The organism is Rhodanobacter humi, from assembly GCF_041107455.1.
In the GTDB taxonomy this organism is placed as follows: Bacteria; Pseudomonadota; Gammaproteobacteria; order Xanthomonadales; family Rhodanobacteraceae; genus Rhodanobacter_A.
Genome location: NZ_JBGBPY010000001.1, coordinates 4066358 through 4087704, shown reverse-complemented (window position 1 = coordinate 4087704; position 21347 = coordinate 4066358). Strand labels below are relative to the sequence as shown.

Annotated in this window: 24 protein-coding genes and 3 pseudogenes; 8 read left to right on the top strand and 19 right to left on the bottom strand. The window is 62.1% G+C overall.

From position 1 onward, the window contains the following. The 3 genes and pseudogenes from AB7878_RS18205 to AB7878_RS18195 form a co-directional block, all read right to left on the bottom strand. Positions 1–311 (bottom strand): annotated as a pseudogene (locus tag AB7878_RS18205) (hypothetical protein); the annotation flags it as partial. Positions 312–428: 117 nt separating this feature from the next. Next, positions 429–1274 carry an FTR1 family iron permease gene (locus AB7878_RS18200; RefSeq protein ID WP_369487731.1) on the bottom strand — a complete coding sequence of 282 codons (846 nt, stop codon included), beginning with the start codon at positions 1272–1274 and terminating at the stop codon, positions 429–431. 9 nt (positions 1275–1283) lie between these two features. Further along, positions 1284–1610, bottom strand: a complete 327-nt coding sequence (locus AB7878_RS18195; RefSeq protein WP_369487733.1) for a cupredoxin domain-containing protein — start codon at positions 1608–1610, stop codon at positions 1284–1286. A gap of 167 nt (positions 1611–1777) precedes the next feature. On the opposite strand from AB7878_RS18195, the gene AB7878_RS18190 reads away from it, so the two are divergent. Continuing rightward, positions 1778–2113 (top strand): hypothetical protein, encoded by a 336-nt coding sequence (locus tag AB7878_RS18190; protein ID WP_369487734.1) that lies wholly within the window; start codon positions 1778–1780, stop codon positions 2111–2113. Between the two features lie 69 nt (positions 2114–2182). Here the strand turns inward: AB7878_RS18190 and AB7878_RS18185 are convergent, their stop codons facing one another. From AB7878_RS18185 to merT, 6 genes are all read right to left on the bottom strand, one after another. Beyond that, positions 2183–2899, bottom strand: a complete 717-nt coding sequence (locus AB7878_RS18185; protein ID WP_369487735.1) for a c-type cytochrome — start codon at positions 2897–2899, stop codon at positions 2183–2185. 12 nt (positions 2900–2911) lie between these two features. Next, a complete protein-coding gene (locus tag AB7878_RS18180; protein ID WP_369487736.1) occupies positions 2912–4162 on the bottom strand; it encodes a copper resistance protein B in 1251 nt (416 codons plus the stop codon). Continuing rightward, positions 4159–5931 (bottom strand): copper resistance system multicopper oxidase, encoded by a 1773-nt coding sequence (locus tag AB7878_RS18175; protein ID WP_369487737.1) that lies wholly within the window; start codon positions 5929–5931, stop codon positions 4159–4161. Before AB7878_RS18175 ends, AB7878_RS18180 begins: the two co-directional genes overlap by 4 nt. A 659-nt stretch (positions 5932–6590) precedes the next feature. Beyond that, positions 6591–6965 carry a carboxymuconolactone decarboxylase family protein gene (locus AB7878_RS18170; protein WP_369487738.1) on the bottom strand — a complete coding sequence of 125 codons (375 nt, stop codon included), beginning with the start codon at positions 6963–6965 and terminating at the stop codon, positions 6591–6593. An 11-nt stretch (positions 6966–6976) separates the two neighbouring features. Beyond that, positions 6977–7258, bottom strand: a complete 282-nt coding sequence (gene merP / locus AB7878_RS18165) for a mercury resistance system periplasmic binding protein MerP (protein WP_369487739.1) — start codon at positions 7256–7258, stop codon at positions 6977–6979. A gap of 9 nt (positions 7259–7267) precedes the next feature. Then, on the bottom strand, positions 7268–7615 hold the full coding sequence (merT, locus tag AB7878_RS18160) for a mercuric ion transporter MerT (RefSeq protein ID WP_369487741.1): 348 nt from the start codon (positions 7613–7615) through the stop codon (positions 7268–7270). A gap of 74 nt (positions 7616–7689) precedes the next feature. Between merT and merR the strand changes: the two genes are divergently transcribed. Continuing rightward, entirely contained in the window at positions 7690–8085 is a 396-nt protein-coding gene (gene merR, locus AB7878_RS18155; protein WP_369487743.1) for a mercury resistance transcriptional regulator MerR, read from the top strand. A gap of 6 nt (positions 8086–8091) precedes the next feature. Here the strand turns inward: merR and AB7878_RS18150 are convergent, their stop codons facing one another. Together AB7878_RS18150 and AB7878_RS18145 are read right to left on the bottom strand one after the other, a co-directional pair. Then, positions 8092–8403, bottom strand: coding sequence for a hypothetical protein (locus AB7878_RS18150; RefSeq protein WP_369487745.1), 312 nt, complete (start codon positions 8401–8403; stop codon positions 8092–8094). Beyond that, positions 8400–9560, bottom strand: a complete 1161-nt coding sequence (locus AB7878_RS18145; protein WP_369487747.1) for a tyrosine-type recombinase/integrase — start codon at positions 9558–9560, stop codon at positions 8400–8402. The genes AB7878_RS18150 and AB7878_RS18145 overlap by 4 nt, the downstream gene beginning before the upstream one ends. A gap of 170 nt (positions 9561–9730) precedes the next feature. Between AB7878_RS18145 and AB7878_RS18140 the strand changes: the two genes are divergently transcribed. Beyond that, positions 9731–10714: a DNA-binding protein gene (locus AB7878_RS18140; protein WP_369495689.1), complete on the top strand. Its 984-nt coding sequence runs from the start codon at positions 9731–9733 to the stop codon at positions 10712–10714. Between the two features lie 100 nt (positions 10715–10814). Then, positions 10815–11141 carry a hypothetical protein gene (locus AB7878_RS18135; RefSeq protein WP_369495688.1) on the top strand — a complete coding sequence of 109 codons (327 nt, stop codon included), beginning with the start codon at positions 10815–10817 and terminating at the stop codon, positions 11139–11141. A gap of 305 nt (positions 11142–11446) precedes the next feature. On the opposite strand, the gene AB7878_RS18130 is transcribed toward AB7878_RS18135, so the two are convergent. The 7 genes from AB7878_RS18130 to AB7878_RS18100 all read right to left on the bottom strand — a co-directional run bounded on the left by AB7878_RS18130 (position 11447) and on the right by AB7878_RS18100 (position 17173). Then, positions 11447–12616 carry a zonular occludens toxin domain-containing protein gene (locus tag AB7878_RS18130; protein WP_369495687.1) on the bottom strand — a complete coding sequence of 390 codons (1170 nt, stop codon included), beginning with the start codon at positions 12614–12616 and terminating at the stop codon, positions 11447–11449. Further along, positions 12616–12921 carry a hypothetical protein gene (locus AB7878_RS18125; protein WP_369495686.1) on the bottom strand — a complete coding sequence of 102 codons (306 nt, stop codon included), beginning with the start codon at positions 12919–12921 and terminating at the stop codon, positions 12616–12618. Before AB7878_RS18125 ends, AB7878_RS18130 begins: the two co-directional genes overlap by 1 nt. Beyond that, positions 12921–14345, bottom strand: coding sequence for a virulence factor TspB C-terminal domain-related protein (locus AB7878_RS18120; protein WP_369495685.1), 1425 nt, complete (start codon positions 14343–14345; stop codon positions 12921–12923). The genes AB7878_RS18125 and AB7878_RS18120 overlap by 1 nt, the downstream gene beginning before the upstream one ends. 212 nt (positions 14346–14557) lie before the next feature. Further along, the gene (locus AB7878_RS18115; protein ID WP_369495684.1) at positions 14558–14761 is read right to left on the bottom strand and encodes a hypothetical protein; all 204 of its coding nucleotides are present in this window, start codon (positions 14759–14761) and stop codon (positions 14558–14560) included. Between the two features lie 437 nt (positions 14762–15198). Then, positions 15199–15474 carry a single-stranded DNA-binding protein gene (locus tag AB7878_RS18110; RefSeq protein WP_369495683.1) on the bottom strand — a complete coding sequence of 92 codons (276 nt, stop codon included), beginning with the start codon at positions 15472–15474 and terminating at the stop codon, positions 15199–15201. A gap of 52 nt (positions 15475–15526) precedes the next feature. Then, positions 15527–16666 carry a replication initiation factor domain-containing protein gene (locus tag AB7878_RS18105; RefSeq protein ID WP_369495682.1) on the bottom strand — a complete coding sequence of 380 codons (1140 nt, stop codon included), beginning with the start codon at positions 16664–16666 and terminating at the stop codon, positions 15527–15529. 276 nt (positions 16667–16942) lie between these two features. Beyond that, on the bottom strand, positions 16943–17173 hold the full coding sequence (locus AB7878_RS18100) for a hypothetical protein (protein WP_369495681.1): 231 nt from the start codon (positions 17171–17173) through the stop codon (positions 16943–16945). 83 nt (positions 17174–17256) lie between these two features. On the opposite strand from AB7878_RS18100, the gene AB7878_RS18095 reads away from it, so the two are divergent. Then, a complete protein-coding gene (locus AB7878_RS18095; protein ID WP_369495680.1) occupies positions 17257–17634 on the top strand; it encodes a helix-turn-helix domain-containing protein in 378 nt (125 codons plus the stop codon). Between the two features lie 390 nt (positions 17635–18024). On the opposite strand, the gene AB7878_RS18090 is transcribed toward AB7878_RS18095, so the two are convergent. Further along, positions 18025–18918, bottom strand: coding sequence for a DNA-binding protein (locus tag AB7878_RS18090; RefSeq protein ID WP_369495679.1), 894 nt, complete (start codon positions 18916–18918; stop codon positions 18025–18027). Between the two features lie 104 nt (positions 18919–19022). On the opposite strand from AB7878_RS18090, the pseudogene AB7878_RS18085 reads away from it, so the two are divergent. The 3 genes and pseudogenes from AB7878_RS18085 to AB7878_RS18075 form a co-directional block, all read left to right on the top strand. Further along, positions 19023–19712: pseudogene (locus AB7878_RS18085) on the top strand (site-specific integrase); the annotation flags it as partial. Positions 19713–19780: 68 nt separating this feature from the next. Beyond that, a protein-coding gene (locus AB7878_RS18080; RefSeq protein WP_439653755.1) for an IS3 family transposase occupies positions 19781–20859 on the top strand; the annotation gives its coding sequence in 2 pieces (ribosomal slippage) (positions 19781–20039 and positions 20039–20859; 1080 coding nt in all). Positions 20860–20900: 41 nt separating this feature from the next. Next, a pseudogene (locus AB7878_RS18075) lies at positions 20901–21308 on the top strand (tyrosine-type recombinase/integrase); the annotation flags it as partial. Positions 21309–21347: the final 39 nt, after the last annotated feature.

Genomic DNA, 21347 nt, shown 5'->3' with positions numbered 1-21347 from the left:
AGCTGGAAGGTGTTTTCGAACTCGTAGCCCAGCAGGTGCTCGCCCTCGCCCGGCGCCTTCTGGTACTTGGCGACATACAGCTCAGCCTTCCACCAGCTGTTGAAGGCGTGCGCAAGCGAGAGCTCGGCGGCGCTTCCGTCGTGGTAGTCGGCGCGCGGATCGTCGTACTGGTACCCGCGCAGCTCGATCTCGCTCTGCGTCGCCACCACGTGTGGCGAATACACGACGAAGTCGTCGGCATGCGCCTGTTGCGCACCGACCGTGCAGGCGATGGTGAGACAAGCGACGGTAAGGAGGCGTTTGTGCTGCAAGGATGAGGAAGGCATTGAGCGGACCAGACGGGTCATCGGGAAACTCACACAGGATTCGGGACGCGAGCGGCTCTGCCCATCGCCCATGACGACAGGCACGCACGACCGCACGGAGATTCAGGAAGGCTGATTGGCAGCAACTGGCGACGGCGCAGGCCTTGCTACAAAGCGTGGCGCCATCAGCATGCCCATCACAAGCAGCAACACGGTAATCAGGTAGAACGCGATTTGGATGCCGCTGGGCCGCGCGTCGTAGCCGACCAGGATGTGGAGCGCCTGTCCCAGCACCGAGCCGTTATCCAGCAGCGCCGAGCTGTTCCACAACTGCGCCCCCCACGCCGGCAGCCAGTCCGCCTGCACCAGGAAACGCGCGGCGGTAGAAGCAAGCCCCGCAGCGAGCAGCACCAGCAGCCCGTTCGTTGCGCTGAAGAAATGGCGCAGCGGAATGCGCAGCAGACCGAAATACAGCGCGTAACCAACACCAACGCCGCCGATCAAGCCCAGCGGCACCCCGGCCACGAGATCACCGGTGCCAGCGCCGCCCGCGGCCATGCCGTACAAGAACAGCACGACCTCCGACCCCTCGCGAAGTACGGCCAGCGCCACTACCGCCAACAGCATGGTCAGCGAGCTGGAGCCAGTCTTCACAGCATGCCCGACAACCTGCATCTGCTGCGCCAGTTCACGGCCATGGCTGGACATCCACACCACGTGCCAGCCGATCATCAGCACCGCCGTCAGCAACACCCCGGCGTTGAACAGTTCCTGCCCGGCGCCATTCACCGCCTGCTCGATGAAGCCGGCAAAGCCGGCCACCAGCACCGCACCGACCACACCCAGCAAGATGCCCCCGCTGATGTAGAAGCCGCGCCGCGGTACGCCACGGGTGGCGGCTGCCACGATGGTGACGATCAGCGCCGCTTCGAGCACTTCACGAAAAACCAGCAATGCAATGCCAAGCATGTCAGCGGCTCACTGCACGACCAGCACGCCGTTGCCGGTGGCGCGATGGAAATCATCAAAGAAGGTGTAGCTCCCGCGATCCAGCGGGCCGACGAATACGGTTGCCGTGGTGCCCGGCAGCACGATCTGCTCGCGGTTGAAGTCGTTGCTCTCGAACTCGGACGGCGTGGCGTCCTCGTTGCGCACCAGTAGCTTGAACTTGGTGTTGGCCGGTACATTCAACGTCGTCGGTTGATAGGTATGGTTGTGGATAACCAGCGTGTACTCGGGTACGGCACCCTCCGCCACGCACGGGAGTGCAGCACAGAGCAGGATCGCAGGCAGAAACAGTTTCATGAGAGCAGGCATGCAGCAAAGAGGATGACGATTGAGTAAATAATAATTGTTCGCATTTACTTGTCAAGGGAATGCCCGATCCCGAATCAACTCAAGAGCCAAGCCGTATCCATCCCGGGAAGGTGCATACTCCAGTGACTGCTATCGCTATTACTACGGAGGTTGCGATGAACACGCTTTCCAAAGTCGTGATGTCAGCACTCGGTGGGCTTGCACTGAGCGGCGTTGCACTGGCCCAGAACACCGCGCCCAGCAGTTCCAAGTCGAGCATGGGTTCGATGAGCAGCATGCAGGGCAACATGCGCGGCATGATGGGCATGCATCACGCCATGCAAGGTATGCACACCATGCCCGCCACCGTGACGTCCATCGATGCGAAAACCGGCATCATGAAGGTTAGTGCCGCCGGCATGGGCCTCACGCTGCATTTTCCCCCGGCCTCGGTAGCGCACCTGAAAGCCGGTGACAAAATCACCCTGCACCTCGGCTTCAGCAAGCCTTAGCGGCACCGACTGCATTCCCCCAATGGCACGGTCGACGCCGTAGAGAGCCGGCGTCGACATCGCGTGCCACTACAGATGGGCGTGCCCGTCACTGGACGGCTTCGAGCCGACCGAGCTAGCCCTCGCGGGCGGTGGTGCGGAAGCGGCACCCTGACCGGGCATATCCATGCCGCTCATGTTCATGCCCTTCATGATCGGCGCACCGGATGCGCGCGCATCGCCATTCCCGTGGCTGTGGCTGCTGGCTTCGTCCATGTCCATGTCCTCATCCGGCGGCGCCTTGGCCACGATGGCCTTGTATTCGGCCGGTGTCATGCCGTGCAGCTTCTCCAGGAAGGCCACCATGCTCCAGATCGTGGGATCGTCGTGGCCCGCCTTGCCCCAGGCCGGCATCGCGCTCATCTTGATGCCGTGCTTTATCACCCAGAAGGCGTCTTTTGGATCGACATGCACCTTGGAAAGGTTGGGTGGCTGCGGGTACATGCCGACCCTCAGCTCGGAGTCGTTCACGCCAGGCGACAGATGGCAGCTGGTGCACATCGCCGCGTACTGGCCGGCGCCTTTCAGGATCAACTGCGGATCGTTGAGGTTCGGTACGGTCAGGTCCTCCGAGCGCAGGTGGATCGAGCGGTTGCGCAGGGTTTGCAGCACAGCGAACACGGGCTTGGTGTGGTGGTCGTCGGCGCCGATGTTGTACAGACCGGAATAGACGAAGACGCCGGCGCCGATGGCCAGGACACCCAAGGTGACGGCGACCGTGATGACGTGTGCAGTGTGCTTTTTCATGGGTAATCCCCCTCAGAACCAGATGCGGACACCGGCCACGATCTGCCGGTCGAGTACGGGTTGATGATCTTGCCGGGCGTAATCGGCGGTGGTGCCGACGCGGCGTACCCAATTCACGCCGATGTAGGGCGCGAACTGGCGGTGGAACTCGTAGCGCAGGCGCAGGCCGAACTGCACGTCGGATACGCCGCTGCCGATACGGCGCTGCGGATCGTCCTTGCCGTACAGGTTGACCTCGGCCTCGGGCTGCAGGATCAATCGCTGGGTGAATAGCAGTTCGTAGTCGGCACGCAGGCGCGCGGCGGTGCGGCCGTTGGCGCCGACGTAACCCGTGGCCTCCAACTCGAACCAGTACGGCGCCAGGCCCTGCAAGCCGAACGCAGCCCATGTCCGTTTCGGGCCTACCCCAAGATCCTGGCGCACGCCGAGCTGGGTGCCCCAGTAGGTGGCGATGGCGTGGTTCCAGAGGGCCTCCAGATCGCCATCGTCGAGTTTGCCGCGACGGCTTTCGCCCTCCGTACGAACCCATAGTTTGTTCGTGTCGTTGCCGTACCAACCTTCGACCTCCCAGGTTTGGCCATTCCCGTCGCGACCGTGGAAGGCTTCCAACTGGTCGATCAGCAACATGCCCAGTGGCGTGTCGTCCGCCATGTCCATGCCCTGCATGGAACCGTAGCCGACACCGTCGGAATAATCGGGGCTGCGTGCATTAGGCGGCGGGTTGCCACCTTGCATCGGGCCCATCGTCATGCCCGGCATCGCGCCCATACTTGCCGCTCCGCCTTGATCCTTCGTCGGCATTGCGCCGTGATTCATGCCGGCGTGATCCATCCCCGACATGTCTTGCGGACTCATGCCGGGCATCGACGCGTGGTCCGACCCCGGCATGTCGCTGGCGGGTGCCGCCGACGAAGCCGGTTGGGTGGGCATCGACATGCCCTTCATGGCGCTGTGATCCATTCCCTTCATGCCATCCATGGGGTGGGAGAGCGGAGTCGACGGCGCGGTGCGGCGTTTCTTCTTGGCTTTCTTGGCGGGCGTTTTCGCCGCCGGCTGCGTCGTGCTGCTCGCCGGCGCCGGCATGGTCATGCCGGGCATGCTGCCGTGATCTATGCCTGGCATGGCGCTCATATTTATCGGCGACGTGCTGCTGGACGCCGGTGTGTTCTGCGCGGTGGCCGCCAGGGGCAACGCCAGCAGGAGCGCTGCCAATAGCAACGGCGGATTCGCGCGCGGTGGGCGGATGCAATGAACGGTCGTCATGACACCACCACCTCGCGGAACATGCCCGCCTCCATGTGATACAGCATGTGGCAGTGGTAGGCCCAGCGACCGAGGTTGTCCGCACTCACCCCGTAGGCGACGCGCTGCGCGGGTTGCACGTTGACGGTGTGCTTGCGTACCTGGAACTGGCCGTCGGGGTTTTCCAGCTCGCTCCACATACCGTGCAGGTGGATCGGATGGTTCATCATGGTGTCGTTGACGAGCACGATACGCAGCCGCTCTCCGGCACGGAAATGGATGGGCTTCGCGTCGGAGAACTTCACGCCGTCGAACGACCACATGTAGCGCTCCATGTTGCCAGTGAGGTGCAGTTCGATCTCGCGGCTGGGTTCCCGTTTGTCGATGGAGCCGCCGAGGGTGTGCAGGTCGGCGTAGGTGAGCACGCGGCGTCCGTTGTCGCGCAGGCCCGTGCCCGGATCGTCGAGGTTGGTGCGCGGCATGTCCACGTGCATGTCGACGCCCGGGTTGTGGTATTCGGTGCGGGCGTGACGCACCACGGGCGCAGCGGCCATCGCCATGCCCCCCATGCCCATGCCAGGCATGCCCTGCATCCCGGGCATGCCTGCCATCCCTTGCATGTCGACGTGTCCGGATGTGCCCTGTGCCATCGCGCCCATCATGTCCACCATGCTCACGGGCATGCGTGGATCCATCGCGGGTACCGCCGCTTCCATACCGGGCCTCGGGGCGAGCGTGCCGCGGGCATAACCGGTGCGGTCGATCGATTGGGCGAAGATCGTGAACGCCCGATCTTCCTGTGGCTCGACGAGCACATCGTAGGTCTCCGCCACCGAGATGCGGAACTCGTCGACCGGCACCGGCGCCACATCCTGGCCGTCGGCGGAGATCACCGTCATCTTCAAACCCGGAATGCGCACGTCGAAGATCGTCATCGACGAGCCGTTGATGAAGCGCAGCCGGATCTTCTCGCCCGGCTTGAACAGGCCCGTCCAATTGCCGGCCGGGGCGGTGCCGTTCATCAGGTAGGTATAGGTGTAACCGGAGACGTCGCTGAGATCCGCCGGGCTCATGCGCATCTGGTTCCACATGCGCCGCTTGGCCAACGCTTTCTGCAGACCCAACTCGCGCACGTCGTGGAAGAATTCCGGCACGGTCGGCTCGGCGAAGTTGTAGTAGTCGCTTTGCCGCTTCAGCGTGGCGAAGATGTGCTCGGGGCTGGTGTCGCTCCAGTCGTTGAGCATCACCACGTAGTCGCGGTCGCTGGGGTTGCGCTCCGGGCCAGCCGGATCGATCACCAGCGAACCGTACAATCCGGTCTGTTCCTGGAATCCCGAATGCGAGTGGTACCAGTAGGTGCCGCTCTGGCGCACCGGGAAACGGTAGGTGAAGGTCTCGCCCGGTGCGATGCCGGGGAAACTGATGCCAGGCACGCCGTCCTCTTGGAACGGCACGATGATGCCGTGCCAGTGAATGGACGTGGGCACCCGCAACCGGTTGGTCACACGCATCGTAACGGTGGTGCCTTCCTTCCAGCGCAGGGTCGGCCCCGGAAGGCTGCCATTGACGGTCGTGGCCAAGCGAGGCCGGCCGGTGTAGTTCACCGGCGTTTCGGCGATGTCGAGCGCGAAGTCGGTGCCAGTGAGGATGGCGGGTTGGCCTGCGCCGGTCAGCGCCCAGGCTTTGGACGGGCGCAGCAGGCCGAGCGCGGCGATGGTGCCACCGAAGGCGACACCTTGGACGAAACGACGCCGCGACCAGACCATCGCGGGTGGGGGAAGGATTTTCATGGGGCCTCTCCAAGGCAAGCGGCATCCTCGTGGTGATGCCGATCACAGCCAATGGCCACGAAGGTCGGCACGCGACCGTCATGCGCCAAGCTCATCGAAACGAGGGGAGAATCAGACCGCCGGGGGTCGGAGTGGGGGCGCGCTTGTCCCTGAAGGGGGCGCCGTGCGCGAAGGCACTGCGTAGCTTGCCGTCAACGCCGTCGAAACCAGCACTACCGTCGCCCTCGGCAGGAGCGCCGTGGCACACAGTGCGGCGCAGGCACACTGGCCAACCGAACCGCCGCAGCAATTTGCTGTGTGTTGGCAACAGGAATCAGTTGTGCTGAACGTTGCCGAGTGGTGGCAGTGCATGCCGTGTCCCGCGATCGCAGTGACCGTCGCATGCGCGGGCTGGGCGTGGGATTCGATTGGCATGCTCATGGGAGCAGCCGCCACGGATTGGATCACGAGCACCAGCCACGCCAGCACGCTCATCGCGCGGAGGCGACGTGAACGAGCCAGTTGGCGCAGGGAGAGTCTCATGACGCGAGCTTACTGGGGCGCTTTCGCCCTCTCAACTCTGGAGGTGGGTTTAGATAGTGTATGAACGCTTTATCGCAGTAGGTATAGTCAATCCGTTGGGGGCGCCAGGTCATCTAGGCCTCGTGCATAATGTGTGGTCAAGCGCAGCAACTGGGCTCAGTTTGCGTCGTGGCCTGCCCGCTGACGACATCCTTGTAAGCCTTATAGGCTTTCAGGGCCCACATTTCACCGACGCAGCCGCCCATGGTCGAGGCGACAGCCAGCACGTCACCCAGTTCTGCCTCGGTCGCACCGAAAGTCACAGCCTGTTGCACGTAGAACACGATGCACGGCTCGCAGCGTGCCGAGATTGACCAGAGCATCGCGGCGAGGGCCTTCTGACGCGCGGGCAAGGCGCCGTCCGTGAAGATCGCGGCCTGCCGCATCTGCTGGATATGACGGGTCACCCCATGAGTCACCTTGGCGAAATCGCCCATCAGGTCGAGCACGGGGTCGATGGCTTTCAACGACATAAGCGGGGCCTTCAGTGTTGCACGGTGGAGGGATAGCCGGCATCCGCCGTCGCGTGGGTCAGCGTGGTCGGCTGCGTCTTGGCGTCGTCGTAGGTGACGGTCACGGTTTTCTTATCGACATTGGCGGTGATGCCACCCACGCCGTCGATCTTTTGCAGGGCCTTCTTGATGGTGATCGGACAGGTCGGGCACGTCATGCCGGGCACATCGAGCGTGACCGTGCGGGTGGTGGCCAAGCCGGCGGTGGAGACACCGGCCAGTATCAGGGCAAACGCGAGCGTGGCTTTTTTCATAGGGAAGTCTCAGTAAAACCAGGGGGCGACATAGGGAAAACCGAAAGCGACGAGCACCAGGGTGACGACGATCCAGAACAGCCGGCGGTAAGCGCGACGAACCGAGGGGACTGCGCACACCTCACCCGGCGCGCAGGCGGCTACCGGACGGAAGATCCGGCGATAGGCGAACACCAAGGCAATCACCGAAACGGCCAGGAACCATGGCCGAAACGGCTCCAGCCGGGTCAATTGACCGATCCAGGCACCGCTTAGCCCAATGCTGACCAGAATCAGCGGCCCTAGGCAGCAGGCGGAGGCCAGGACGGCGGCCAGGCCTCCGATGACCAGGGTGCTTTTTTCGCTGTTTCGGGCCACGAGACGTCCTGCTGGGATGGATGGGCGATTCGGCGTAACCTTACTTCCGTAGTGAACTACGGAGTCAACCTTCCATGGGTTACACGATTGGCGCCTTGGCCAAGGCCACCGAGGTCCACGTCGAAACGATCCGCTATTACCAGCGGCGCGGCCTAGTACCGGAGCCGGCCAAGCCACTCGGCGGCATCCGCCGCTATGAGGACATCCATGCGCGCCGTCTGCGATTCATCAAGCATGCGCAGACGCTGGGCTTCAGCCTGGATGAGGTCGCCGACCTACTGGCATTGGAGGACGGCCGTCATTGTCGTGAGGCCGAAGAGCTGGGCGCAAACAAGTTGGCCATGGTACGTGAGCGCATCGTGCAATTGCAGCGTGTCGAGCAGGCACTGGCTGCTTTGGTCGATCAATGCCATTGCAACACCGGTCAAGTGCAGTGCCCGCTGATTGCCGCGCTGGAGCAGGCAGCGTAAGGGCGGTCAGTCCTTCAGATATCCATCGCACTCGGCGATCAGGCGTTGCACCTCCAGATCGTCGGCGTCCGGCCGTGCTAGCAGGATGGCACGCAGCTCGGCGATCTGCGTATTGTTCGGGATGAGCTCCGACGGGCTTTCCCACATCCAGTCGACCATGATCGAGTACAGCTCCGCCGCCGGCAGGGAAGCTACTTCACCGCGCGTCGGCACATACATCCCCATACGCAGCACCGGATTGTCCCGGCCATGGCTTTCGCGGGCCGCCGCGAACGCGCTGTCGGGCATGCCAAAGCGATCATCGGGGGACGGTGTCATGGGCGCTCCTTGGGCAAGGGGATCGTGGCGCGCGCTTGCGTCGTGCTGGCATGCCGCGCGTCTTCTTCGGCGTGCAAATAGATGGACGTAGTGGCGATCGAGCTGTGCCGGAGATTGTGCTGGATATGATGCACCGGGTTGCCGGCCTCGGCCTGGTGTGTCGCGGCCGTATGCCGTAGCCAATGCGTGGAGGCTCGCCGCAATCGTGCGGCCCGCACCGGATCGGTGGGCGCAACAACTTCGGCGACGCGCCCGAGCGCTTCTTTTACGATCAGGTACACCGCTGTCGCGGTGAGAGGGGCATCGCGCCCTGCAATGCCAAGGATCAGCGGGCGCGGGCTGTCGCTGCCTGGAACGACGGGCAAGCCGTGAAAGGCACGGTAGCTGGCAAAGTCGGCCATCAGGGCCTCGCTGATCGGCACGTCACCCTCCACGCCACCTTTGCCGGTCACGCGCAACCACCAACAGCCGCGACGATGGAACAAGTCGCTTTCGCGCGCCTGGGCGGCTTCCGAGGCGCGCAGGGCGGTCTCGTAGAGCAATCGCAGCACCCAACGTGCGCGCTCGTAACGCTGTCGGTCTCGTCCGCTCGCCTGCGGCCATTGCTCCACGTGAACAAGAACGTCCTGCCACAGCGCACGATCCAAGTAGCGCTCGATGGTCCGTCGACCTTGACGGCCACGCCGGCTACGCGGCTGCAACGCGAACGGTGTGCCGGCGAGATACCCGGCGCGCACTAGGTAGTTGAACAGGCCCGACAAGATGCCCAGCGCCTGGCGCTGGCTCCGTTCCGATAGTGGGCCGGCAAACAACCGTCGGTGATCGCCACGGCGCGCCAGGCTTTCATCGCACCACGTTGGTAGCGGTTGAGCCAAGAACGCCTCGTAGGCCAGGACATCCTCTCGCGTCAGGCTGGATACGGCTTTGCCACGAATCTGAGTTGCCCACAGCAACAGACGCTCGGCCTCTTTTCGGTAACTGCGAAACGTGTGCGGTGAGCCGTGGTATTCGGCCAGCCACAACCCGATGGCCGCGACATCGTCGTTGGCCGCGATCTGTCGTGATGCGCTGGCAGGCGCCCGGTTGGTGCCCGCCATCCCGGAGAGGTGAGTGGGTAGTGTCGCGGGGACGACGGTGCTGAGGGCAAGTTCGCTCACAGGCTTTCCGATGTCGGAAGGGGTATGGACTTCAAGCGTACACCCAAAAGACTTTTGATTATGGGAGTTATCGTAAATTTCTTAGATTAATCGTTACATATATAACGTAATACTGTGATATACACACTGAGAGTTCTGCAAATTTGACCCTCCGAGCGACTGGAGCAGCCATGAGCCGAGTCAGCGATACCCGTCAACGCACCCGTGAAGCCGCCGCCGCCTTGGTCGCGGACGGGAGACGCCCCCACGAGCTCACCGTCGACCTGATCTACGCCGCCATCCAGCAAGGCAGCCGAACCACCATCAACGACGAACTGAAGCTGTGGAAGGATGAGCGGGCCAAGGCCGATGCCCTCGGCGCCGATCTACCGCCGGTGATCGCGGATGCGATGCGCTCACTCTGGGTGGCGGCCGTGGAACAGGGGGAGCAGCTCTTCGGCGAGCAACGCCAAGCTATGGAATCGGACCTAGCGGCGCTACAGCGTGCGCACGACGACACCACCGCCGAACGAGACACCGCCCACGCCACGGTGCAACTGCTACAACAGGAAATCAGCCAACTCCGTGCGCAGAGTGCCGAGCTGCAGCAGCAGCTCGGTCGGGAAATCGAAGCCAAGCGCGAAGCGCTTAGCCAGGTCCAAGCCTTGCAGCACGAGATGGAGGCCGTTCGCACCGACATGGCTCAGCAACAAGAGACTGCACGGCATGCTCACGACCGATTGACCACCGAATTCCAGGCGACCATTGCAGCCCGCGATGCTGCCTTTCAGGTGGAACGGGACAAAGCCAACGAGCGAGTAGAGGCCGCTCAAGCCCGAATGCTGCAAGAAACCGATGCAGCACGGGAAGGACAGCGTCATGCAGAGCAGCAATTGGCCAAGCTGCGGCAACGTAGCGAAGACCAGCAGACCAGCCTCACGGAATTGCGACTGGACATGGCGCGCATTCGTCGAGAATTGGCCGATGGCGAAGCGCGCTTGGCGGCGATGGCCAGCGTCACCGGCGAGCGTGACCAACTCGCCTTGGAGCTGGCTGCCACGCGAGGACAGGTCAGTGGCCTGACTTCGGCGCTTCAATCAGCGGAAGCCCGCGCAGTGGCCGCAGAGAATCAGTTGACTGTGGCCCACAAACGCCGTCAATCCAAGCAAAAATGAGAGCGGAGTCAATACGAAATACTATGATCCGTAAAGACTTTTCGTTCTTATCCCGGTTTTCCGTTCCATTGCTCCCCAAACCCCGACACGGACGGGAACCATGGGGCGCACTCGCAGCCGCCTGCCCTGGCGCTATGACGACCAGCGGCAAGAATTCATCACGCCTGCCGGCGTGATCACCTTGCACGAACTCGCCGGCCTCCGGTACGGGCTGGCCACGTCACACATTGACCTGGTCGGCCCATGGACGGGCTGGCGCATTCGCGGGGCGCTGTTAAAAGCTCCACGCGGCGCGGAGATGACGGTACGGCCAGAGATCGCGGCGCAGTTCGGGCGATGGCTGCGCGACGTGGAGACGCGCGAGGCAGCGGCCTACGGCACGCGCCCGCCCAACGCGCGGCCAACCCTGTACCTGATCAAGAGCTAGCCACCGAAAATCCGCGCATACAGCGGCAAGGTGAGCAACGTCAAACCGAACGCGACCAGGTAATAGACCCAGTCCGGCCAATCCGGCCAACTTGAACGACGACGTCGCCGCGAGACACGACGCGGCGGAAACGGACGCTCAGGCACAACCCACCCCCTGAAAAGCGGTTCGGCGGGAAGAGGTTACCACCGAAGGGAACGACCGACCCCGCATGCGACCGGACAAAATGTCCGCTTTGTGTCCCCATCGCGCGCCGGTCTAGAGACGCCGGTTCCACCGGCTCGCGCCTGCGGCGCCCTTCCCGCCTACTGCAATATCTCTTCGGGATTGCGCGGCGTCGATTCTGGCGGGAAATAAGCCGCGTGCAGACCGCCCACAGCGCCACGGAAGCCGATACCCACACCAGCGGCATCAGAGGGTGCAGCCGGAGCAGGGCCAGCCGCAGGGGACGGCTTCGCCGCCTCCCCCTGCGGCCGATCCCTGCCCCGGCTTTGATCCCCCGACGCCACATGGTCGCGCTCAGAATCCAAAAAGGGATCATAGACACCATGGGCAGCAATCTGGCGGGCAACAGCCGGAGGCACATCCAAATCGGTCCCCTGCTCCGTCACGCAGTACGTAGAGCCATCCTCGACGGCGATGCAGAAAACACGCGGGTTAGAGCGCACCGTCAAGTGATCGTAAGCAGGAGCCGTCCAGGGCAAACCGGGGACACGCGGAGTCAACCACTTCACGTAGTCCGTAGAACGCATCGCGGAATCCACGAGAGACCCGTTGGCCAGCGCCGACGAACTCGACGGCTTAACGGAATCAGCGTGCGCCTGTCCCGAAGCAACACGCTTAAGATGATGCATCACAAAAGGAAACGCGACACACACGCCAACAAAAACGACCGCGAGGAAAACCAGAATCCACACCTTCGCAGGAATACGCCGTTTCATGTTGTGCGCATTCGCCGACTTGTATAAATCGAACACTTTGGCAGGAAGCGTGCCAACACTCTGAACAGACGATTTTTGCGGACCGCTTTTCTCGCAGTTTTCCATGCACCGACCCCACGTATAACGCTGGACTACGTGAGTATTGAACTTACGAACGGCGTGCACATGCAAATCCACAAGACGACGAACGTAACTGCTCAACATATTAGGGTGCTGAGTCGTCAAAAGAAAATCCATACCCTCGTGCCGAACCTTGCTAATGCGCTTGACCCATTCGGCAGGTCGACCCTGATCCAAAGGCATAAGCCCCTCTTCCTGAGCCTCGTCAACCGCAATAATGGCATTCGGCGGTAAATCCCACCACTTGGTTAACTGCTCATGCGTTAATTCAGTAGCAACGCCGTCCGCCAAACCGTCAATGCCGTAATAAAAAAGCGGACGCTCAGGATGCTTATCATGCAAATCGATCAATTCAGCTACAAGGCATGCCGTCTTGCCCGCCCCCGGAAGACCCGTAAATAGTTTGACTGGCATTAGCTCTGCCCCTTCAGCTTCGGATTGAAATTCTCTGTGATGTAAGCTTTGGCAGCATCCGTTATCTCGCGACCTGCCCAAGCACTGAGAACAATGGTCATAAACGTGTCAAGCCCAAAATAACCGATAAACGGTACTAACGGGCCAGCCTTAGCGAGCATATTTTGGATAGGGCCGTATTCCAAAGCAGCATGGCCCGTCGCATGAAGCGCAAAACCTATTCCAACAGAAACCAACGCAGAAATAACCAGCCGACCTACAACAGTCAGCAACATTTCACCGATCCAAGCGACGACAACAGGCATTAGCGATTACTCCCGGCAGTAATGCATGCGCCAAGATACAACGCAAATCCGATAACCACCCAGCGCAAATAACTGGTCGCATCACAAGCTTCGGACCACGGCAAAGAAAACGAAGAGGACATGAAAGTCACATGCGTATCTACAAAGGGGCACTGTGTACCGTAACCAAATCCTGACTGATCGTAATTGCCCGCATTCGCCTGATCGCCCACAGTGTTACCCGTGGAAGGCGTGGTCCAAACGGACCCCTGATCGTAACTCCCACCCGTTGCAAGCGACGTGGCAGAAGGCGCGGGCAACGTACCGGCCAAATCGGTATGCACCTGGCACGTAGTCGCCCACTGCGCACGGGAGGCACCGCAAAGCACAGCGTCGCCAGTACACACAGGCGGCGTGTTGCAATCCGTGCCACCAGAGTACGTACCATTGCCGCCCGCGCTTGAAGAATGCGCCGGATTAGTACCGTTTTGCGTGGCTCCACTCGACGTGCCCAAATCGCCCGATTTTTGACCGTTCGACGTAGTGCCACCTGCCGTATTGTAGACATTGACCGTCGTAGTTGTTTGCCCACCCGAAGTAGAAACGTTATAGGTATCGGTTCCAGAAATTTGCGTCGCCGGATCAGTGACAGAGGTAGGCGGATTGGTTGGAATCGGCGCCTTAGGCATACCTACACACAACGTGGCAGACGAACCATCCGAATAACAATTCGGTTGCGGCGTGGGAATGGTCGGAGCCGTCGGAAACGCCGCCTGAGCAGGAGTGCAGAATTGCGTTCCAGACTGATCCACAATACACGCTTGCCCCGTTCCCGGATCAACACAGCTACCGCCACCACACACCTTCGGCGAAGGCTGACCATGAGATGCCGTAGTGGGAGGAACAGGAGACGGAGACGACGCGCCATAGGGTGTAAAGGAACCATCGGCATTCGGTGTGCATGACCCACCGCTGGCATGAAACGTTCCAGAAAACACCATCCCACCCGCCGCATTTTCAATACCCGTTCCCGCACTGAACGTTTCCACACAACCGACGCCCTGAGTAGAACCCTTGTAATCGAGCGACGAACATATCTGTACTGCATTAGCCGCCGTTCGATTATTAGCAAACGCCGTTCCAGAACCATCCGCAACGGAAGAACAACCCGGGTCCTGATACGTAGAGCAATCATAGAAATAATCATTTTGAATCGCACTACCGTACTTCAAAACCACATCACAACGACCGCCCGATACCTGGCCGAGATTAGAACAGTACATCGAAGGATTGATAGCTACGTTGGCTTGGCAATTCGCCATCGCCTGCTGATAAGTGCCATATGCACTAGCACGCGCCTTCGGAGACGACACTAAAGCCGAAACACCAACAAAAAGGACGACGAGCAGGAATCCTAGCGACCGTCGCGCGAGAAAAGTAGCCATGCGCCCCCCCCAAAGTACGAGCAAAACTAGATGCATACGGAAACAACACAGATTTACTTCCGCCGCGAAAACAAAATCCACGCTGCGCCCAACATGCAGACGAGCACCAAATAACCCGCATAATCCACGATTGTCATACCCTTTCCTTTCAGACGTCTAAACGGCTAAACGACTCAAAGGAAAGGGCGGCAAAGCCGCCCTCCCCTGGGTGGTTACAGGTTCGCCAGCCACTTCCAGACCTTGCCGCCGTAGCGCATGACGAGGTACGCGGTACCCATCGTGGTGAACGCGACACCGGCCCCGACGAAAATCGGCGTCACGCCCGAAACGTCGATGGTCGGCGTGGTCTGGGCCATCGAGGCACCGGCAGCGACAAGCAGGCCGGACGCGACGGCAACACGGGTTTTCAGGTTCATCTCAGTCTTCTCCCACCTGCTGCAGGTCGGCAAACACACGTGCAATCGCCCAGCAGGTGATGATGGCGACCGACAACGCGACCCCCGCCGTAGCGTCCAACGGAGGCAAAACGAAAGGCTGCTGCACCCACACGAGGTGTTGGCAAACAGCCGTAGATGGATCGATGTCAGCAGGCGCACACGCAGCGAACTGAACCGCCGTAGGAGCAGGATCAGTCGAGGAAGCAGGCGCAGGTGACGACGACGACGACGCTTGATACATGGCGATCCCTACGGGCCGGGCTGCTACGGGTTCGCTACTCGCTCATCCCGCGTACGCGGGAGTGAACCCCTCCACATCCCTATCGCGACCGCCACCACACCGACCAGAACGCCCAGGACGAAAGGAAGCAATTCCATGGGGTTCCAAACGATGCAGTAGCGGTCGAGGCAGAACATCACGCGGCCTTTGCGTTCTTGATGAGAACGAGGCCAAGATCACGCGCGACCTGCAACCCGAAGCGACCCACCGTGAACGGCGTGGTCACTTCGTACGTGCCGACGGGATAGCCCGGATGATCGTCGGCAAGCGTGATCCGGGTTTCGAGCGGGAAGCGCGCGGCACCATGCACGATGCAACGCTGTTCCTTGATCGAATACGGCTTGCCGGTTTTGCCACTGGTGCCCGAGCGGACTTCCACTTGGGCGTTTTCGATTGTGATGGTGATGGACATTTCAGTATCTCCAAATGGACGTCTAGCCGTCTAAACGATTCCAACCACCCGGCTAGAATGGTGGCGGAACCTCATAACCCAGCTGGTAGCGCAGCACGCCGAGCAGCGACTCATGGTCCAGACCTGAACCCTTGAAGCGCGAGGGCAACGTGTTGCGGAAAATCTCTTCACGGAAAAACTCGACGGCCTGATCGCCCAGGCACTGCCACATGAGGTTGAGGAGAGGCCCGCATTGCTCGCGAAGAAAACGGCAAGCCGCGACCGCGTGCGCGGAAACCTCGCGAGCCTTTTTCTCGGGCCTAGACGCCTCGTCACACATCGGCACGCGATCCGCGAGCACCGCATACGCTCCGCGCATGAACTCATGCGGACGCGTCAGAGCGTCCAGAGGCACCACAGAGTCAGCCGCCCACAACCGAAGCTCGACGCGAACCCACGGTGATTCCGGGTCGCCCAGCTGCTTACCTTTCTCGTAGATGCACAGCTGCTTTCGGCCCTTGAGACCGACATACACCGTGCTCCCCTTTCCACTCCCGTGATCGTCGTGGAACGAGGTCACGGGAGGCTTGCCGCAGCCCACCGGCGCGAATCCACCCGTGCGGGCAAGCTCATTGATCTGGCGAATGTCACCGAGCAGCACCGCGCCGAAATCGTCCAGGGCGATATCGAGCCGCGAAATGTGGGCGTCGAGGTAGCCGGCCTGCACCTTAACCCAGTGCCAATTCAGAACCCGCTGGCACCCGGCACCCGTCAGAGAGACACACCACGTGTCACCGTTTCCACCACGACCAATGCGACCGACACAGTTACCCTCGGCATCGTTGATGTACGCGGAGAGCTTGTAGAACTGCCAGAACTTGGAGCGAAGCTCCGTGGGGTACAGGCCCGAGTCATGACCAAACAGCCAGTCAACAATGGTGCGCGTGGACTGTCCGCACATCTCCCCTTTCTCAGCAGAGAAAACCAACGTGCAGTAATCAATGGAGAGATGGAAGGGTATCGAGGTGTTTAGGCCCGTGTTACTAGACGGGCCGGCATGGCGCGGCGACAGCGCTACATTTGTCGCAAGCCGCTCAACAGCCTGATCCACCGTGCAGCCGATGGCAGCGCCGGAATGCGGCACGCGCAGGTAGATCGCGTCCGATGGTTGGAAGGCGCCCAGGGGACGACGCATGAACGGACGCGGCATCATCGACGGTTCTCCCGCACGAAGGAGATAACCACGCCCACGAAAAGACCCACCTCAGCAAGCCATATCTGACAACGCAACCAGTCAGGAAAACTCATACCGGAGCCTCCCCAAGCAGGAGATTCGCGACACGCTCCAAGCGCAGAGCGCGATCACGCTCGGAACGGACGGCCAAACGGTATTCAGACAGCGCGCGGTCTTGATCGGCGTGCGAACGATGTTGCTTACGAAGCGCCAGATCGATGGCATTCTCGTCAGCGGTCAGCGGCGCCGTCTGCCTCACGACCGCACCCCCGGCAAAGCCGCACCGCCCTGCCCGGTGGACGGAAGGGGCCGACCATGGCCCGAGCAGGACGATGCGAACACCGGAGGAACGGACGAACCGTCGAGCGCGTCGCCCAGGCGGTTGCAGAGGATCGCCAGCGCGAAAGCAACACGCGCAGCGGAGTACAGAACGAGCAGCGCCAGCAACGAGAAACCGAAACAGGCGAGCGGGTAGAGAGTGTGCATGGTTGGCCCCTTTTAAGTCTCCGACCCGGAGACATGGGGCTATGTATACTGCCCGGAGACATTAACGTCAACGGGTCGAGGACATGAACAGCACAATTATTTTGCTTGACAAATACCGCGTTTCGTGCTCGCTCAAATCCGACAATGCATGCGCGGTATCACTGGGCATCGGACGAGCCGCCGTCAGCAAATGGCGGAACGGCACCGGACACCCCGAAGCCGACAGCATCGAACGCATGTGCAAGGCCACGGGCGAACCGATCGCCAAGTGGCTACCCCTGATCGAAGCAGAACGCGCACGCACACCGGAAGCAAAAAAAGTCTGGCTGCGCATGGCGCACATTGCGTCCGCCATCACCCTGCTACTGGCAATGAATCTGCACAGTTCGAAGGCTTACGCAGCCAGCGATACAGCGACCCATAATCCGGTGTCCACTGTATATTATGTCAAATTACAATGAAGGGGTTCACTTCCCTTGTACTGCGGGCGGCATAGTTTCCTGTTGGTTTGGTGACCCGCGCGACTGCTGGCTGCACAGTTGAATGCGACCAAGAAACTTAGGCCAAATCGACCAAAGTTTTATGCAACTTCAGCCAGGAAACTTATGCCAGCGGCGCCAACTGCCAACAAACTTGTGCAACGGGAAAATTCCAGCCTAAGTTTCTAGACCACTGCAGCGCTGCGCAGTCGGCTCTCGAGCCTAGATGGGGGAGCACTCTGAAGTGTTAGTCCGAGATCTGCTCCGCCTCATCGGACGGACAGACCAAGTGTGCTGGTGGCCTGAATGCCGGCGCCAGACGATGGATAAAGTTGCCAGCAACTTGCTCGGCGGTCGCCTGAAGCGAGGGCATCACGTGGGCTTCCGCGCCTTGGCGGCCTTCGATGATCCGGCTGATCGTGGACGTCGCTTCGTTGTCCGGACAGGACTGGCCTTCGCTAGTGACGTTTCGAGCGCCGAGATTTGCCCCGAGAGGTGCGCGACTTCTTTCTCGGCATCCTGCAGCCGTCGGTGGGACGCCTCGTATCGCGCTTCAAGCCCTTGAACCGCGTCACGATGCCCGCGCTCCGCGGCATCGAGGCGCTGCTGCCACTGTTTGGTTTCTTGCCGGGCGCGATCCACCTCCTGGTGCGCCCGGTCCTCGATGGCGCGAAGGTGTGCCGCCGTGCGTTCCTGCTCCTGTTCTGACGCGGTGAGGCGGGTGGCCTTGTCGGCCTGGAGGGCCTCGAGCTCACGGGTGACGCGATCGACCACCGCCTGCAGTCGATCCCGCTGTTGCACCAAATCGTCCCGCAGGGCGTGGCTGTCGCGGAGCTGACTGTCCAGGTTGGCGCAGGCGTGCTCGGCCAGTTCTTGGCGTGTTCGTGCTTGGGCCACCGTGGTCTCGGCCTCGGCCAAGGTGGCCGTCCAACGGACACGTTCCTCGTGGAGACGGGCTTCATTGGCCGAAAGGGCGGCTCGATCTTCGGCCAGCCGGGCTTGGAGGAGGCGTTCGGCATGGGCCACCGCCAACTGCCACAGTGCCGTCATCGCCTGCCCCGCTTCCGCCGGGAGTTCCGGGAGCTGCAGGACGTTCTGCAGGCGCTCCGCCAAGCCACTGCGCCACATGTCCAGCATGCGCGTGATCGTGTTCGGCGAGCCGGTGCCCAAGGCCGCGCGCACTTTTTCTACGGTCGGTTTGTCGCCGGCGGCGACAAACGCGTCCGCGGCCGCGTTGACCTGGTCCTGGGTGATGCCTGTGCGCATGAAATGCTCTCCTCGATCGGCGCCCTGCCCGCTTGGCTTCGTACTCGCGATAAGTGATGATTATCGTGGCTAGATGCCCTATTTCGTAGTATACATTACATAGTATGAAAGATATTTTACCTATTCCCGCCCTCGCCCAACCGGCCTCCAGCCTGACGCTGCCGATCCAGCTGGCCCGGCAGGCCGCGGATGCCGTGCGCGAACTGCTCGCGGAAGCGGCCGCGGCCAATACCACGCGCAGCTACGCCAGTGCCCTGCGCTACTGGGCCGGCTGGCACGCGGCACGCTACGGCATTGAGCTGGCGCTACCGGTGCCGGAAGCCACCGTGCTGCAATTCGTGGTCGACCATGTCGTGCGGCGCTCGGCCGGGGGCGAGCTCGCTTGGGAGCTGCCGGTGGCCGTGGATCAGGTGCTGGTGGCCGCCGGCCTCAAGGCCAAGCTGGGCCCGTGGACGTTGGCGTCGGTGCGCCATCGGGTCGCGGTGCTGTCGACCGCGCACCGGCTCAAGCAAGTGCCCAACCCGTGTGAACAGCCGGCGATCCGCACGGTGCTCAGCCGCGCCGCCCGGGCCGCCGTGAAGCGCGGCGTGCGGCCCCGCAAAAAGACCGCGATCACCCTGGCCGAGTTGGAGGCGATGCTGGCCACCTGCGACGACAGTCTGGAAGGGATCCGCGATCGCGCCCTACTCTGCTTCGGTTTCGCCAGCGGCGGCCGCCGGCGCAGCGAGATCGCCGCGGCGGATCTGCGCGACCTGCGCCGGATCGGACCGCAGGCGTACATTTACCGCCTCGAGCGACGTCCCCCCGGTTTTGAGTAGCACCGCGGTTTGGAGTCCAATCCCCCATCCGAAGGAGGTTGGACGTGAAGAAGCGGTTTACCGAAGAACAGATCATCGGCTTCCTGCGTGAGGCGGACGCCGGCCTGCCGATCAAGGAGCTGTGCCGCAAGCACGGCTTCAGCGAGGCCTCCTACTACCTGTGGCGCAGCAAGTTCGGCGGCATGAGCGTGCCGGACGCCAAGCGCCTGAAGGAGCTGGAAACGGAGAACACGCGGCTGAAGAAGCTGCTGGCCGAGCAGATGCTCGAGAACGAGGTCATCCGGGACGTCCTGCGAAAAAAACCGTAGGCGCACCGGCCCGACGCGCGTTGGTGCGCCAGATGATCGACAAGGGGCTGAGCGAGCGGTGCGCGTTGCGTATCGTGGGGATGAGCGCCAGCGCGTACCGCTATCAGGCGCAGCCAGACCGCAACGTGGCGCTGCGACGACGGATCGTGGAGCTGGCGCAGCGACACAAGCGCTACGGCGTGGGGATGATCCACCTGAAGCTTCGGCAGGAGGGCAGCGAGCCGGTGAACTACAAGCGTGTGGAGCGGTTGTATCGGGAGGAGCGGCTGCAGGTGCGTCGGCGCAAGCGGAAGAAGGTGCCGGTGAGCGAGCGGCAACCGCTGTGTCGTCCATCGGCGCCCAACGAAGTGTGGTCCATGGATTTCGTGTTCGATCGCACCGCCGACGCTCGCGTCCTCAAGTGCCTGACCATCGTCGACGACGCCACCCATGAATCGGTGGGCATCGAGGTCGAACGAGCCATCTCCGGTATCGGCGTGACGCGCGTGCTGGATCGCCTGGGGCTCATTCGCGGCCTGCCCAAGACGATCCGCACCGACAACGGCAAGGAGTTTTGCGGCAAGGCGATGGTCGCCTGGGCGCACGAGCGCGGTGTGCAGCTGCGCCTGATCGAACCGGGCAAGCCGAACCAGAACGCCTACATCGAATCGTTCAACGGCCGCCTGCGCGACGAATGCCTCAACGAACACTGGTTTCCCAGCCTGCTGCACGCCCGCACCGAGATCGAACGCTGGCGGCGGGAATACAACGAGGAGCGACCGAAGAAGGCGCTGGGCGGGCTGACACCAGCCGCCTACGCGAAGCAGTTAAAGTAACTCCGGACTCTAAACCGACCCGCTACTCAAAACCGGGGGGACGTCGCGAGCACAGCAAGACCCAGCAAGGTGGCGTCACGGCGACCTCGACGCCGGACAAGCCGGTGCTCGATCGGGCCGCCGAAGCACTTGAGGCGTGGCTGGCCGCAAGCGGGATCTCCGAAGGGGCGATCTTTCGGCGGCTGTGGAAGGACCGGGTTGGCCCGGCTCTCTCCCCGGCGGCGGTGGGCGAGCTGGTGCAGCGGCGGGCGCGGTTGGCCGGGTTGGAGGGGGATTTCGGGGGGCACAGCCTGCGCTCGGGCTTCGTGACCGAAGCCAGCCGTCAGGGCGTGGCGTTGCCGGCGATCATGGCGATGACCGAACACCGAGCGGTGTCCAGCGTGGTGGGGTATTTTCAGGCGGGTGGCGCGGCGAGCAATCCAGCTGCGCGCCTTCTTGAGGACTCATAGCTGGGGGGAGAGTGGGAGGTGGTCATTCGTTCAAGATGC

Bases quoted from the DNA above. Each gene is read 5' to 3' on its own strand.
- AB7878_RS18200 (WP_369487731.1), bottom strand. From the start codon at position 1,274: ATGCTTGGCATTGCATTGCTGGTTTTTCGTGAAGTGCTCGAAGCGGCG.
- AB7878_RS18195 (WP_369487733.1), bottom strand. From the start codon at position 1,610: ATGAAACTGTTTCTGCCTGCGATCCTGCTCTGTGCTGCACTCCCGTGC.
- AB7878_RS18190 (WP_369487734.1), top strand. From the start codon at position 1,778: ATGAACACGCTTTCCAAAGTCGTGATGTCAGCACTCGGTGGGCTTGCA.
- AB7878_RS18185 (WP_369487735.1), bottom strand. From the start codon at position 2,899: ATGAAAAAGCACACTGCACACGTCATCACGGTCGCCGTCACCTTGGGT.
- AB7878_RS18180 (WP_369487736.1), bottom strand. From the start codon at position 4,162: ATGACGACCGTTCATTGCATCCGCCCACCGCGCGCGAATCCGCCGTTG.
- AB7878_RS18175 (WP_369487737.1), bottom strand. From the start codon at position 5,931: ATGAAAATCCTTCCCCCACCCGCGATGGTCTGGTCGCGGCGTCGTTTC.
- AB7878_RS18170 (WP_369487738.1), bottom strand. From the start codon at position 6,965: ATGTCGTTGAAAGCCATCGACCCCGTGCTCGACCTGATGGGCGATTTC.
- merP (WP_369487739.1), bottom strand. From the start codon at position 7,258: ATGAAAAAAGCCACGCTCGCGTTTGCCCTGATACTGGCCGGTGTCTCC.
- merR (WP_369487743.1), top strand. From the start codon at position 7,690: ATGGGTTACACGATTGGCGCCTTGGCCAAGGCCACCGAGGTCCACGTC.
- AB7878_RS18150 (WP_369487745.1), bottom strand. From the start codon at position 8,403: ATGACACCGTCCCCCGATGATCGCTTTGGCATGCCCGACAGCGCGTTC.
- AB7878_RS18140 (WP_369495689.1), top strand. From the start codon at position 9,731: ATGAGCCGAGTCAGCGATACCCGTCAACGCACCCGTGAAGCCGCCGCC.
- AB7878_RS18135 (WP_369495688.1), top strand. From the start codon at position 10,815: ATGGGGCGCACTCGCAGCCGCCTGCCCTGGCGCTATGACGACCAGCGG.
- AB7878_RS18130 (WP_369495687.1), bottom strand. From the start codon at position 12,616: ATGCCAGTCAAACTATTTACGGGTCTTCCGGGGGCGGGCAAGACGGCA.
- AB7878_RS18125 (WP_369495686.1), bottom strand. From the start codon at position 12,921: ATGCCTGTTGTCGTCGCTTGGATCGGTGAAATGTTGCTGACTGTTGTA.
- AB7878_RS18120 (WP_369495685.1), bottom strand. From the start codon at position 14,345: ATGGCTACTTTTCTCGCGCGACGGTCGCTAGGATTCCTGCTCGTCGTC.
- AB7878_RS18115 (WP_369495684.1), bottom strand. From the start codon at position 14,761: ATGAACCTGAAAACCCGTGTTGCCGTCGCGTCCGGCCTGCTTGTCGCT.
- AB7878_RS18110 (WP_369495683.1), bottom strand. From the start codon at position 15,474: ATGTCCATCACCATCACAATCGAAAACGCCCAAGTGGAAGTCCGCTCG.
- AB7878_RS18105 (WP_369495682.1), bottom strand. From the start codon at position 16,666: ATGATGCCGCGTCCGTTCATGCGTCGTCCCCTGGGCGCCTTCCAACCA.
- AB7878_RS18100 (WP_369495681.1), bottom strand. From the start codon at position 17,173: ATGCACACTCTCTACCCGCTCGCCTGTTTCGGTTTCTCGTTGCTGGCG.
- AB7878_RS18095 (WP_369495680.1), top strand. From the start codon at position 17,257: ATGAACAGCACAATTATTTTGCTTGACAAATACCGCGTTTCGTGCTCG.
- AB7878_RS18090 (WP_369495679.1), bottom strand. From the start codon at position 18,918: ATGCGCACAGGCATCACCCAGGACCAGGTCAACGCGGCCGCGGACGCG.